The sequence below is a fragment of the Bacteroidota bacterium genome (assembly GCA_037133915.1).
GTDB lineage: Bacteria > Bacteroidota > Bacteroidia > Bacteroidales > CAIWKO01 > JBAXND01.
Genome location: JBAXND010000008.1, coordinates 78,828 through 95,883, shown reverse-complemented (window position 1 = coordinate 95,883; position 17,056 = coordinate 78,828). Strand labels below are relative to the sequence as shown.

The following is a 17,056-nucleotide window of genomic DNA, read 5'->3' as shown; positions in this document are numbered from 1 at the left end:
TGTTCATTCTTAGCAAAGCTTCACAAAATCCATCTGTTAAAAGAGCTGAAATATTATTGAAAGCCTGAAAAAAACGGCACATTTCCGGCAAATAATGATAAATTCTTGTCAACTGTCTATTATTCCAAGTTATTAGAATATCACTCTGGTTGGATAAAAACATTTGGTGAAGTCACTCTACTTCAATATATTTGTGCTGGTTGAAACAATATTCTTTTTTATCATTATTACTCTATTACTATCCGTTTATTCGGTTAGAGCTGTAATGTTATGTTGTTGCATCAATTCATTCGATATTTGATAAATAATTAAGATACCATTGCCATGAAAAAATTTACAATTCTTTTAGTTGCGATTTTTCTAAGCCTTCATGTGAACGGACAGTCTGCAGCCGGTTACACCTTTGCCTCGGCTTCGGGAACTTACACTGCCATTACCGGAGGCACGCAAATAATTGGTGGAAATCAGGATGACGTTGTATCCGCCGTAACACCCATTGGATTTAATTTTTCATATTGTGGTATACCCTACACAAATATCAAAGCAAGCTCTAACGGCTTTATTTATCTGGGAGGTGCTCAGACAAATTCGCTTCCTACCAACGACCTTTCAAGTACTTCGAATTTGCTTGTAATTGCTCCGTTCTGGGATAATCTGGCAACAGACGCAACAGGCGAAGTGACCTACCAGCTTTCGGGAAGCTCGCCAAACAGGGTACTGACTGTTGAGTTTAAGAACCTGCTTTGGAATTTTAATGTTGCAAATATCGCCTGCTTTCAGATAAAATTGTTCGAAACAAGCAACATTATTCAATTTATATACGGCACTATCGGGACAACTCCCGGAGCTTCTGTTGCCGCTTCAATCGGAATCACTGACCAGACAGGCGGAAGCGGACATTTTCAGAGTGTGACGCCCGGCATAACACCGACATCATCAAGTTCAACGGCATTTAATACCGTCAATGCAGCTCATGTGCCCTACCTGCCCAGTGGAACTATTTATACCTTGACTCCACCGGTTCCGTTGTGTTCATCATTGACTATTAAAAGTAGCGGTGGAGACTATAGTACTTTTACTGCCGCCATAAACGATATTCAGGCAAGGACAGTTTGCCCCGGAGGTATAACTATACTTGTTGACGCGGGATTTACATCCACGGAAAATTGCCCGGCCATTACAGCCTGCGGCGGACCTGTTACGTTCCAGAAATCCGGATTGGGTAACAATCCAAAGATTACCTCTGCTACAGGCGTAGGCAGCAGTGATGCAATCATCACCATTAAAGGTGCCCGCAACATTACTTTTGATGGTATTGACCTTGCAGATAACAGTGCCAATCTGACCACCACAACGCAGGCAGAATATGGATATTATATCATCAGCAATTCAGCGTCAGAAGGAGCACAGAATAACACCATCAGAAATTGCAAAATTACGCTGAACAGGACAAACGTAAATACGAAGGGCATTTATCAGTATTATGTTACCACACCTTCGTCACCCCTGGGATGCAATTCGTATAATACTTATGACGCGGTGACTGTTGAGAACAGTTATTGCGGTATGTACTTTTACGGGAGTTCGTCGGTCAATACAACCGGAACAACGGTCCGCAACTGTACAATAGGTGCATCAACAACAAATGATATCGGAAACGGGACTTCTACGGTTTATGCCCTGAGATTTACAAACGAGTCGGGTGCCAGCGCATATGGCAATGAAATTAGAAATGCAACAAGTACTTCGTCAGTTCCCGTGTATGGAATATTCTTCGAAAGCTGCACCGGAACAGCTACTGTTTACAATAATAATATTCATGACCTGGGAACAACAAGTACCAGTACGAGTGCTGCACTTTACGGGATGTATCTTGATATTGTAAACGGGAATATTTATAATAACAGAATCTCCGGCTTTACACATGCTATCAGTACCGCCAGCAGCACACAGGTTGCCTTCGGCATCAGGCTGGTTGCCTCAGGACAGGTGGCTGTCAGTTATAACAGTATAAGAATGGCGCTGGGAAATGCGGCATCGAATTCTGCATTTTATTGCGGCGGCGGAGTTGTCACTACACTCAACAATGTCTTTGCCAACGTCTCAACTGCCGGAAGCACATCATTGCGGTATTGTTATTATAATTCCGGAGGAACCATTGCAGTGTCCAACAACAATGACCTCTACATAGCCACAGGTACGAATAATTACGTTGGTTATTATTCTTCGGCAAATAGAACTGCACTGAGTGACTGGCAAACTATCACAAGTAAAGACGGTCAGTCTGTAAATACTGACCCGGTTTTTGCCGGCGCAACCGACCTCCATGCCTCAGCTTCTGCCATAAATGGCGCAGGGATTCCTGTCAGTGGTATTACAAGCGATTTTGAAGGCGATACACGAAGCAGCAGTATACCCGATATGGGCGCTGATGAATTCACGCCAACAGGAACTGATATCAGTATTTCAGCAATTAACAGAGCAATATGCATTAACGGCAATACCGTGAAAGTGACACTCTCAAATTGCGGGAGTACAACAGTTACGGCAGCAACACTGGTGCTTTCAGTGAACACAATAGCGCAGACGCCCTATTCGTGGACTGGATCTCTGGCACCTAATGCAAGCACCACAGTAACACTCACCTATAGTGGCACTTTTGGTTCAGGCTCGTCCAACACCCTAGCGGTAACCTGCAGTAGCCCAACTCCGGGCCCTGATGTGTACGCGACAAACAATACAAAAACCGAGACTGCTGTTGTGCCGGGGATGACACCGAATGTTTATACCGTCGGTACCGGCGGCACCTATACTTCGCTGACAAATGCCGCGACTGCTCTGAACACAAATGGCATATGCGGCCCCGTGGTTCTTGAGCTATTGTCTACCTATCCCGGTACTGCCGAAACGTTTCCGATTACATTCGGAGCTATTGCAGGTGCTTCGTCTACCAACACCATTACCATCAGACCGGCGGCCTCTGCAAATCCGGTAATTTCCGGGTCGGCTACTGCTATTATTAAACTGAACGGTACCGATTATCTTACAATAGACGGCTCCAATAATGGTTCCGGCAGCCGTAATCTTTCCATTACAAATAACAGCACATCAAGTTATACAGCGGCAATTTGGGTGGCCAGTCTGGGTACAGCCGCAGGAGCGACCAATATCACCATAAAGAATTGCAATATTACTTGCGGAAGTATAAGCACTTCGGCAATAGCCGGTGTATATTCAGGAGGCACTTCAAGTTTAAGTGCCGCAGGTGATGATAATGACTACCTCACTTTGCAAAACAATCTAGTTACTAAATCTTATTACGGATACTTTTTATTAGGCAGTTCAACAGGACCGCACGATAATGTTACGATAACAGACAACACCCTGGGCTCACTCACGGCAGGCAGTCAGATAGCCATGAACGGAATAAACCTGGCCTATGTGAACAATTCTCTCGTTACACAAAACGACATTATTGGCAATACAACAACAACAACAAGTGTTGACGGAGTTGTTATTGGTACAGCTGTCACGAACACAACATTTAGTAAGAATAAAGTGCATGATATATACAACACCGGCGGATACAGGGCTTGTGGTTTCTATATCAACACAGGGACAACTGCAAACCTGACCTTTTCAAATAACAGCATTTACAAAATACTCGGAAACGGCGCCAGCAGTACAACCTACGGTACTTATGGTTTTTATCTCTACACTGGTAATACTTACAATTTCTATTACAATTCGGTATATCTGAGTGGTGATCGCGATGCCTATACAACAAAAGCCAATTCAATCTCAGCTTGTTTTTATGCTTACGCAGGAAGTTCGCTGGACGTCAGAAATAATATCTTCATGAATACCCAGACTGCAGCAACGAACGGGGTGAAATCGTATTCCATTAATAGCAATGTTGCAAATACAGCCTATACAGCCATTGACAATAATGATTACTGGGTAAGTGGCAATCAGGGAATGCTGGGATATCTTACTTCAGACCAGTCATCCCTGAGCTCCTGGCAAACAGCCACCGGTAAGGATTCACATTCCGTAAACGCAAATCCATCGTTCTACGCGACAGATAATCTGCATGCCTCAGCCATGGAAATCAATGCGGCAGCTTTACCGATTACAGGGATTACTACCGACATGGAAGGAGATACCAGAAATATTTCGACTCCGGATATTGGTGCAGACGAATTCAATACCGTTAATAATGATGCAGGCATATCGGCTATCAGCCGTGTATTATGCCCGGGAAGCCCGACGAACGTAGTCGTCACGATTAAAAATAACGGGCAAACAACGTTGAATTCAGCTAAAATAGACTGGTATGTAAACGGAACTCAGCAAACGCCCCAGTTTTCATGGAATGGTCCGAGCCTGTCGCCGGGTGCCTATACCAGCGTTACACTCACTCCTGCTTATACCTTTACGGGAAGTTCAACATATAGTATTACAGCAGCGACAAGCCTGCCAAACGGAAGTACCGATGGAAACACCAGCAATGACTCATGGACTGAAATTCTTATTCGGCCTCAGATGTCAGGCGATTACACTATTGGTACCGGAGGCAGCTATACGCTGTTATCTGCTGCCATTGCCGACTTGAATACACTTGGAGTATGCGGACCTGTCCGCCTGAAATTGCTCAGTGGATATACAGGAAGTGCCGATACTTACCCTGTAATCATCAATGAGATTCCGGGGGCTTCGGCAACAAATACAATAACAATAATGCCGGATGCCGGCGCCACAGTAGCAATTGCAGTTTCGGCATCCCCTTCTATACTTAAGCTGAATGGTGCTGACTATATTATTATTGACGGTTCAAATAATGGATCCACCAGCCGCAATCTCACGTTATCCAATACGTTGACGTCTTCCTCTACAGCAGCAATCTGGCTTTCAAGTATCGGAGCCGGCGCCGGATGCACCAGTGTAACCATTAAGAATTGTAATTTAAAAGCAGGCTCCATCACCAACTCCACATATGCCATTGCCGTCAGTGGCACGAGTATTAGCTCTTCAGGCTATGATAACGACAACCTGACCATACAAAATAATGCCATCAGTAAAGCGTATTATGGTATCTATTGCTATTCCTCCTCAAGCGGTGTGAATGACAATCTGGTTATCAGAGGAAATACTATTGGCTCAGCAACTGCCACCGACTATGTCACCTACAGGGGTATTTACCTTACGGGAGCCGCTGCCCCAGTGGTAAGCGGAAATGAAATATACAATATCATTGCTACGGCTGGAAGTATCATTGCCGGAATAGATATTTCTGATTATGTTTCAAACGGGAGCATATCAAAGAACAGCATCCATGATATTCAGTATAACGCCAGCAGTTCAGGTGCGTATGGGATCAACATTGACCCGTCATCCGGCACTTCCGGTATTCAGGTTGATAATAATATGATTACAAAGATTACAACTGCAAATTACAGCCCTGCCAGCACGTCCTACAATCCTTTTGGAATAAGGATTACAAATGGCACAGCTTATAAAATTTATTATAACTCGGTCAACCTTACCGGCACACAATATAATGCAGGAACCGCAGGAACTTTATCAGCAGCATTACTCATTTCATCTTCATCAGTTTCAGGCACGGATATCCGAAACAATATTTTTGCGAACGGATTGACAGGTGCAGCAGGATCGAAGTCTTATGCTGTTTACTTTTCAGGATCATTGGTTTTTGGCACTATTAATAACAACGACTATTACAGTAGCGGAACCTATGCTATTCTTGGCTACTATGGAGCCGACGTAACTTCACTCAGCGCCTGGAAAATAACGAGCGGGCAGGATGTAAATTCGATAAGTGCAAATCCTTCGTACTTTTCTGTATCAAACCTTCATGCATCGGCCATTGAACTTAATGCAGCAGCAACGCCCATCACGGGTATCACAACTGATTTAGATGGCGATGTGCGAAATATCAGCACTCCGGATATTGGTGCAGACGAGTTCAGTCCGATCAATAACGATGCAGGAATAGCTGCAATCAACCGCAGCCTTTGCCCGGGAGGCGCGGTGAACGTAAACGTTACACTGAAAAACAATGGTCTTGTTCCTTTGAACTCCGCAAAAATTGACTGGTATGTAAACGGCACACAGCAAACGCCCCAGTTTTCGTGGAATGGCCCGAGCCTTTCTCCCGGAGCGTATACAAATATATCACTGACTCCAACCTACACATTTAATGGAACCAACACATACAGTATAACGGCGACTTCAAGCCTGCCAAACGGTGTTTCTGACGCCAATACATCCAATGACTCCTGGACTGAAACACTGATAAAGCCACAAATGACAGGCGACTACACCATTGGAACCGGCGGAAGTTATACATTACTATCTTCGGCTATTGCCGACCTCACCACACTGGGAGTATGCGGACCTGTCCGTTTAAAACTATTAAGCGGGTACACCGGTGGTACCGATACATATCCGGTCATTATCAATGATATTCCCGGAGCATCGGCCACAAATACAATTACCATTTTACCTGATGCAGCTGCAACAATAAGCATTTCGGTATCCTCAACCACTTCGTTACTCAAACTGAACGGCGCAGATTATATTATTATTGATGGTTCAAATAACGGTTCTACCAGCCGAAACCTGACATTATCAAACACATCAACGTCATCGTCGACCTCTGTAATCTGGCTATCCAGCCCTGCTGCAGGTGCAGGCAACACTTTTGTTACAATTAAAAATTGTATTCTGAAAGCCGGTTTAATTTCATCAACTACGTATGCTATTGCAGCCAGTGGCTCAAGTTTGAGTTCCAACGGCTATGATAATGATAACCTGACCATACAGAACAATCTGATAAGCAAAGCCTATTACGGTATCTATTGCATATCAGCCTCAACAGGCGTGAATGATAATCTGGTTATTAGCGGTAATACAATCGGGTCGGCAACTTCAACAGATTATATTACGTACCGCGGCATTTATATCTCCGGAGCCAACGCGCCAACCGTGAGCGGCAATGAAATATATAACATGATAACCGCTACCACCACTACGATGGCGGGAATAGATATCTACGATTACGTGACGAACGGAATCATTTCAAAAAATAAAATCCATGACCTTCAAAATACCTATTCAAGCGGAACCGGGGCATATGGAATTAACATTGAACCTTCTTCGGGCGGAACTACCGGCATCCAGATTGACAATAATATGATATGGAAAATCAATACGACGAACTACAGCGTTTCAAGTACAACATACAATCCTTTTGGCATACGGATTACTTCAGGAACCGGACATAAGATTTATAATAACTCCATCAACCTGTCAGGTGCACAGTTGTTGCCAGGAACTACCGCTTCAATTTCTGCTGCATTGCTGATTACGGCTACCTCCGCTTCCGGCTCAGATATACGGAATAACATTTTCGCAAACAGTATCACCGGTATTTCAGGAAGCAAATCATATGCAGTATATGTTCAAAGTGCAATGACATTCAGTGCCATAAATTATAATGATTACTACGTATCGGGTACCTATGGTGTATTCGGTTACTTTGGAGCAGATGTTACAACGCTGAGTGCCTGGAGAACAGCGACAGGACAAGACGCCGCCTCAAAATCACTCGATCCACAATTTGTTTCGGGAACCGACCTCCATATTACTACAGGCACAAACATGAATGGTGCAGGAACTCCTGTCAGCGGGATTACCACAGATATTGACGGCAATACACGCAATACCGTCATACCCGACGCCGGCGCTGATGAGTATGACATTTCGGGCATTGATATCGGAATTTCAGATATCAACAGGTCGGTGTGTGGAGGCAGCAGTACAGTTTATGTGACACTTTCAAACTATGGCACTACCACGGTAACAGCGGCCACACTCAGCCTGTCAGTCGGTGGAACTCCTCAACTGCCCACCTACGCGTGGACAGGTTCCTTAGCGGCCAATTCGAGTATTACCATTCCACTGACATACAATGGCACATTCAACATTGGAACAGCCTATAACCTCATTGCTGCTTGCAGCAATCCGACACCCGGACCGGATGTTAACGCGTCAAATGACTCAAGGTCGGAAAATACTGTATATCCAAGAATATCGCCCAATACATATACTGTTGGCAGCGGCGGGAACTATGCAACCATCAAAGCCGCGGCGACAGACCTGAACACAAATGGCATATGCGGTCCTGTTGTGCTGCAGCTTTTATCGGGCTATACCTCCGGCAGTGAAGTATTTCCAATAACATTCAGTGCCATTTCCGGAGCTTCGTCCACAAATACCGTAACAATCAAACCTGCTCCGGGTGCTTCTCTGAACGTAACCGGCAGCAATTCCACCGCGTTATTTGTTTTTGACAATGCACGGAATATTATTATTGACGGTTCAAATTCAGTTGGCGGAACAACAAAAGACCTGACCTTTTCAAATACTTATGCGGGCGGCTCTGTAATTCTTTATCAGAACAGCAGTTCAAATAATATGACGAAAAACTGCGCCATTAAAGGCAGTGGTTCCAGTATGGTATTATATAATACTTCGACAAGTGCGCCGGGATGCAGCTATGACACACTACGTAACTGCGACGTATACAATAACACCGGAGCTTCACCCACCTATGGTGTCTACCTTTATGGTACCTCTACTGCTAATATGGGGAACAACATCGTTATACAGAATAACAATATCTTCAACTTCAGTACAAATGGAATTTACCAGTACCAATATTATAACAATACTCTGATAACAGGTAATAATATTTATCAGACCAGCGGGCAGAATATAAAGGATATTGTCGGTGTTCTGATATATTATGCCCAGAGCAAAACCACCGTTACAAATAATCGCATTCATGATCTCAGAACTACGTACACGAATGCACCGTCGATACGTGGTATCTATTATTCAGCAAGCTTTTATGCATCAAACGAAAATCTGTATCTCACCAATAATTTCATCTCTCTGGATGCCTCTTATACAAACCATGGCGTAATAATCAGGGGAATTGAGAATAATGCATACAGTTCAACTACTTTAAACATTTATCATAACTCCGTTTATATTGGTGGGAATGCGGTTACAGGTACCGCCGGCAGCGCCTGCTTCTATCTCTACGGAGCTTTTACTACCGTATTGAAAAATAATATTCTGTACAACGCCCGAAGCAATGGCAGCGGAACGGGAAAGAACTATGCCATTTATATGGCAAGCCCGGCTTCGCTGACTTCTGACTATAATGATTTGCTGTCGACAGGCACCGGTGCCGCTATTGGGAACAATGGCACAAACGACCAGGTTGACACTACTGCATGGAAAGCAATAGGAAAAGATGCACATTCCATTTCCGTAAATCCTTCATTTGTAAATTACCTGACCTGTGATTTGCATGCCAACTCAAGCGGTATCGCCGCGAAAGGCGATGTAATTTCAGCTGTTACCAACGATTTTGATAACCAGTCAAGACCACTTAGTCCGGGGAAACCATGCATTGGCGCTGACGAGTTCTCACCCTCTGCTTCTGATGCAGGCATAAGTGTTATTAACAGGCTCTATTGTATCGGAAGTCAGCCGGTGTCGGTAACACTTGCCAATTTTGGCACCAGCCCGTTGACATCCGTCAAGATTGACTGGTCGATAGGCGGTAGCAGCCAGCCTCAGAATAGCTGGAGCGGGAACCTGGCACCGGGAAGCTACACAAACGTGGTGCTCACACCTACCTTTTCATCCTTCCAGTTCGGAGTTCCTGTTACAATCACAGCATACACAAGTTTACCCAATTATACAACCGATGGTAATCCGCTCAACGATTCTAAAACTGAAACTGCCATTTACCCGGGAGTATCGGGCACTTTCACTGTTGGTGGTTCCCCCAGCGATTTCAAAACCTTAAGTGCTGCCGATTCCACACTAAGACTTTACGGAATTTGCGGACCGGTTGTGCTGCAGTTAAAATCAGTATATCCGGCACCGGGTAAAACAGAAACATTCCCTATTACCTTTAACGGGATACAGGGAATATCGGCTTCAAACAGTGTAACCATCAAGCCAGGTCCGGGAACCACTCCCGTAATTTCAGGGAGCAATGCAACTGCTCTGTTCAATTTCGACAATACAAAATACGTTGTCTTCGACGGATCCAATGCAATCGGCGGCACGTCCAAGGACCTTACGATTTCAAATACTCATGCAAGCGGCAGTGTTTTCCAATACCTGAACAGCAGTTCAAATACTATGATTAAAAACTGCCTGCTAAAAGGAAATGCCTCCGTAATTAACTTCAGTACTTCAGGAACAGCCCCCGGTTGCAGTTATGATACCATCAGCCATTGTGACATTTGCAACAGCACCAGCTCATCATCAACCTATGGCATCTACTTGCTGGGATCGTCAGGTACCGCAATAGGAAACAATATCATTATTCAAAATAACAATATCTATAATTTCAGCACCAGCGGTATTTATCAGAATCAATATTATAATAATACCTTAATCTCTGATAATAATATTTATCAGACCTCCGGTCAGAATACTAAGGATATTACCGGAATCACAATTAATTATGCTCAAAGCAATACCGTTGTAACCAGAAACATGATTCATGATCTGAAGACGATATACAGCAGTTCTCCCTCTTTGCGTGGTATCTATTACTCCGCCAGCTTTTATGCTTCAAACGAAAATCTGTATATTACAAACAACTTTATCTCGCTGGATGCATCTGCTACAAATAACGGAACACTGATACGTGGAATTGAAAACAACGCTTACAGCTCAACCACCGTTTACATTTATCATAATTCAATATACCTTGGTGGAACTTCAGTCACGGGCACCGCAAACAGCGCCTGCTTCTATCTTTACGGAGCCTTCACTACGGTGCTTAAAAATAATATTCTGTTCAATGCGCGAAGCAATGGCAGCGGAACAGGAAAGAATTATGCAATATACGCGGCAAGTCCGTTCTCTCTTACTTCAGATTATAATGACCTGTTAGTTACCGGCACCGACGGTACTATAGGATATAATGGAAGTAATGATCAGGCTGACACTTCCGCCTGGAAAGCGACAGGCAAGGATGCACATTCCATTTCGGCCAACCCGGCATATTCCAATATTGTAACAGGCGACCTTCATGCCAGCTCCAGCAGTATTCTTGCCAAGGGCGATATTATTGCATCAGTTATGATTGACTACGACAAACAGCCGAGACCTGCAAGTCCGGGCAAACCATGTATCGGTGCCGACGAATTTACGCCCCCTCAGAGTGATGCCGGAATAAACGCCATTAACCGTGCTTACTGCGCAGGCGCCCAAGATGTGACAGTTACTCTTGCCAATTTCGGAGTAGTAGATCTCACATCTGTAAAAATTGACTGGTCAGTGAATGGTACGGCACAACCACAAAACAGCTGGACCGGAACCCTGACACCAGGAACTTATACAACAGTTACGCTTACACCTTCGTATTCATCATTTGTTCCCGGAACACCGTATACAATAATTGCCACAACAAGTCTGCCCAATAACGTAATGGATGTTAATCCTGCAAACGATTCTAAAACCGAAAATGCCATTTATCCAAGAATATCGGGAACAATGACCGTGGGTGCTCCGCCCAGTGATTATAAAACACTGTATGCTGCAGACTCAACACTTAAAATTTATGGTATATGCGCTCCGGTCGTGTTACAGATTAAATCCGTATATCCGGCACCCGGTAAAACCGAAACATTCCCGATTACATTTAACGGGATTCCAGGTATCTCAGCAGTGAATACTGTTACCATAAAACCGGCACCGCTTGCCACACCAACCATTACCGGTTCAAATGCAACCGCTCTGTTTAATTTTAATAATACGGAATTTGTGACTTTTGATGGCTCTAACACAATTGGAGGAACAACAAAAGACCTCACCATTTCGAACACAAACGGCAGCGGAAGTACGATACAGTATCTGAACGGCAGTGCGAATACCATGATTAAAAATTGTGTCCTCAAAGGAAATGCGTATGTGGTGAATTTCAGTACGACCGTTACTGCTCCGGGATGCAATAATGACACTATCAGTAATTGCGATATCTGCAATAATTCAGGGTCTTCTCCAACGTATGGCATATATCTGTACGGTTCGTCTACCGCAACGATGGGGAATAACATCATTATAGAGAAGAACAACATCTTTAATTTCAGCACCAGCGGTATTTATCAGAACCAGTATTATAACAACACGCTGATAACAGGCAATAATATCTACCAGACTACCGGACAATATATTAAGGATATTACGGGGATTACGGTCAATTATGCACAAAGCAATACATTGGTTACAAAGAACCGTATTCATGACCTCAGAACCACCTACACGAGCACGCCTTCAATACGTGGTATCTATTACTCAGCCAGTTTTTATGCCTCAAGCGAAAACCTGTTTATTACAAACAACTTTATTTCGCTGGATGCTTCTTATACGAATAATGGGGTACTTATCAGGGGAATTGAGAACAATGCTTACAATTCAACGACCTTATACATTTATCATAACTCGGTGTATATTGGCGGCAATGCGGTTACCGGTACTGCAAACAGCGCCTGTTTCTATCTGTACGGGGCATTCACAAGTGTTCTTAAAAATAATATTCTGTTGAACGCAAGAAGCAACGGAAGCGGAACAGGAAAGAATTATGCCATTTACATGGCAAGTCCCGCATCGCTTACTTCTGACTACAACGACCTGCTGGTAACAGGTTACGGTGGCGTCATTGGCAATAACGGAACTACGGATCAAATTGATACTACAGCCTGGAAAGCTCTTGGAAAAGACACCCATTCCACTTCCGTGAATCCTTCGTACGTAAACCCACTGACCTGTGATCTGCATGCCAACACGAGTGGTGTCGCAGCCAAAGGTGAAATAATACCAGCCGTTACAAATGACTTTGATAATCAGGCAAGACCTTCAAGCCCGAACAAACCTTGTATTGGTGCCGATGAATTTACACCGGCGAATATTGATGCCGGCATCAGTGCCGTCAATCGTCTCTACTGCATCGGGTCTCAAGCCGTTTCAGTAACCCTGGCCAATTTCGGCAGCAGCCCGCTTACTTCCGTAAAGATTGACTGGTCAATTGGTGGTAATACTCAGCCTCAGAACAGCTGGAGTGGAAACCTGGCACCGGGCAGTTATACAAATGTGCAACTGACACCTTCCTATCCGTCGTTCCAGTTTGGAGTTCCCGTGACAATCACAGCCGCCACAAGCTTACCCAATAACACAACCGACGGTAATACGCTGAACGATTCTAAAACTGAAACCGCCATTTATCCGGGAGTATCAGGAACGTTTACTGTTGGTGGTTCCCCCAGCGATTTTAAAACTCTTTATGCGGCCGATTCAACACTCAAGATTTATGGCATCTGCGGACCGGTTGTGCTGCAGCTCAAATCAGTGTATCCGGCACCGGGTAAAACGGAAACCTTCCCGATTACATTCAACGGAATACTGGGCATTTCAGCAATCAATACACTTACGGTTAAACCTGCGACGGGAGCTACAGCCGTTATTTCCGGAAGCAATACTACCGCCCTGTTTAATTTCGACAATTCCAAATATGTGATTTTTGATGGTTCCAACACAGTTGGCGGAAGCTCTAAAGACCTCACCATTTCGAATACCAACGGAAGCGGAAGCGCGATACAATTCGTCAACAGTTCTTCAAACATCATGATAAAGAATTGTGTACTGAAGGGAAATGCGTATGTGGTGAATTTCAGCACTACCGTTACTGCTCCGGGATGCAGCTATGATACAATCAGCAGTTGCGATATCTGCAATAACTCAGGATCTTCTCCAACATATGGTATCTACCTGTACGGTGCATCTACCGCAACAATGGGGAACAACATCCTTATTCAAAATAACAATATCTTTAATTTCAGCACCAGCGGTATTTATCAGAACCAGTATTATAACAACAATCTGATAACAGGCAATAATATCTACCAGACTGCCGGACAATATATTAGAGATATTACCGGAATTACGGTCAATTATGCCCAAAGCAGCACAGTGGTAACAAAGAACCGTATTCATGACCTCAGAACCACTTACTCGAGCACACCTTCAATCAGAGGCATTTATTATTCTGCAAGCTCATACGCATCAAACGAAAACCTGTATCTCACCAACAATTTCATTTCGCTGGATGCTTCTTATACGAATAACGGGGTACTTATCAGGGGAATTGAGAACAACGCTTACAATTCAACGACCTTATACATTTATCATAACTCGGTGTATATTGGTGGTACTGCGGTTACAGGTACTGCAAACAGCGCCTGTTTTTATCTGTACGGGGCATTCACAAGTGTTCTTAAAAATAATATTCTGTTGAATGCAAGAAGCAACGGAACAGGAACAGGAAAGAATTATGCCATTTATATGGCGAGTCCCGCATCGCTAACATCCGACTACAACGACCTGCTCGTAACAGGTACCGGAGGATTCATCGGTTATAACGGAAGTACGGATCAAATTGATACTACAGCATGGAAAGCTCTTGGAAAAGATGCACATTCCATCTCGGTAAATCCTACCTATACCAATACCGTCACCTGCGACCTGCATACGTGTTCCGCAGGAGTGTGGAATAAAGGAGAGATAATCCCGACAGTTACAGTCGACATCGACAATCAGCCAAGACCGGTAAGCCCGGCCAGACCCTGCATCGGAGCGGATGAAATAACGGCTTCAAATGCGCCTTCGTCCATAAGTGCAACCGTAAACCCGGTGTGCCCCGGAAGTCCGACGACCTTAAGTGTTTCGGGTGGTTCGTTGGGAACAGGCGCTACATGGCAATGGTACAGCGGAAGCTGCGGCGGAACATCTGCAGGAAGCGGAAACAGCATCTCCGTATCACCGCTTACAACCACCGACTATTTTGTACGTGCCGAAGGCTGTGCCGGGAATTCAGTATGTGCCAGCCTTACAATAAATACTAAAATAGCGTCTGTAGCTCCGGTATCGGCAACTGCAACTCCTTCGAGCATTTGCGCAGGTGATTCATCACTGATAACCTTCAGCGGTGGTTCACTGGGAACAGGCGCTACATGGCAATGGTACAGCGGAAGCTGCGGCGGAACCGCCGAAGGAAGTGGCTTAAGCATCAAAGTAGCACCTGCTGGCACTACCACCTATTATACAAGAGCCGAAGGCGACTGCAATAATACATTGTGTGTATCTGCAGTGGTTACACCGACTGTGTGCGGACAATCATGGACAGGGGCTGTAAGCACTGTATGGAATAACGCGGGAAACTGGTCGGCGTTGCAAGTACCGACAGGCAATACAGATGTTACCATCCCCAATGTAACGAATAAACCCGTTATTACGAATGCAGCCGTCTGCAAAGGAATTACAATTAACAGCGGCGCTACGGTAACTATCAATCCCGGCTTCTCACTCACAGCCAACGGACCAACTGTTCTGAACGGCGCACAGTGTTTGATTCTCAAAGCAGGTACAACCAAAGCCGCCTCCTTTATCGACAACGGAAACATCAGCGGAAGCGGCACAGCGAAAATTGAACGCTATATCACGGCCAACGACTGGCATTATATTTCAAGCCCTATTAACAATGCCACAGCGGCGTTGTTCAACGGCTGTTACCTGAAAAAATGGATAGAATCCACCTATGCCTGGATTAACATCACCAGCCCGTCAACGGCACTGGCTGTTACAACAGGATATGCGCTCAAGGCTACTGTGAACAAAACTATTGCATTTATAGGCAAACCAAATACAGGAGCGTATATAATACCGGTAACAAGAAATACAACGCAGGTTGCAAGTAAACGCGGTTGGAACCTTGTGGGCAATCCGTATCCCAGCACCATCAACTGGGACGCTGCAGGCCTGGTTAAAAATAACGTGGATAACGCGATATATGTTTACAACCAGCAGTACGCCACTTACGCCACTTATGTGAATGGCTTCGGTGTGAACGGAGGTTCTAAATATATTTCCCCCGAACAGGGTTTCTATGTAATGTGCTCCAACCCCTTCACATCTGGTTCTCTGAATATAGACAATTCAGTGCGGGTTCATAAAGACACCACCTTCTTTAAAACCGGCGGACCGGCCGATTATATAAGACTGAAAGCACATAAGGGTACTTATACCGATGAAATCGTTGTGCGTTATCTGAACGTGGCTACCGATACCTTTGATGCAATTTATGATGGGCTGAAGATGATTGGTGGCGGGACGCAGATTTGGTCAACCACATATGCTGACACTTCTATAAACTACTCCATCAATGCGGTATCAAGCATACAGCTTACGCCAGATATTCCGGTAATGTTCAAACCTGATGCAACCGGAACATATAGCATTACAGCAAGCGAATTCAACAGTTTTGATCCTTCAGTTTCTATTATTCTTGAAGACCTTAAGCTTAATGTAACAGTCAATATCAGACAGGATAGCGTGTACCAGTTTACAGGAGCACCTTCCGATGATATACACCGCTTCATGCTGCATTTCACCAATTGTGTGAACGCACCGGCAACCCCCGTTGTGATTCAAGCAGGCAGCGACCTTGTGTCGGATGCACTCGCTGGTAATCAATGGTACGAGCAGCAGACGGGTGCAATACCGGGAGCAACCGACCAGGTACTTACCCCGACGTTCAACGGGATTTACTATGTAATAGTGAACAGCCTGGGATGCTTTTCCGCACCTTCGAACCAGGTGTCGTATACGACTACCGGTATCAATAACCTCAGCAATACCGTCAATTTTGAACTGACTCCGAATCCTAACAACGGTATTTTCAGAATATCGTCTGATGGTTTTGTAAATGAGGAAGTAAACCTTGAAGTATTTAATATTCTTGGCGAGAAGGTTTATAGCGAGAAGCTCTCCGGCCTGGGCGTTCGTAACCTGAACCTGACTGACCTAGGTAATGGAGTGTATTATTTAAAAGTAATATCTGCAAATAATCACACTGTAATCAAATTTGTTGTGAACAGATAATACC

General features: G+C 44.5%; 1 protein-coding gene. It reads left to right on the top strand.

What is annotated here, in order from left to right; translation table 11 throughout:
- Positions 1-324 precede the first annotated feature (324 nt).
- Complete coding sequence (locus WCM76_04495; GenBank protein MEI6764877.1) at positions 325-17,052, top strand: CARDB domain-containing protein; 16,728 nt, start codon at positions 325-327, stop codon at positions 17,050-17,052.
- Positions 17,053-17,056 lie beyond the last annotated feature (4 nt).

Bases quoted from the DNA above. Each gene is read 5' to 3' on its own strand.
- WCM76_04495 (MEI6764877.1), top strand. From the start codon at position 325: ATGAAAAAATTTACAATTCTTTTAGTTGCGATTTTTCTAAGCCTTCAT.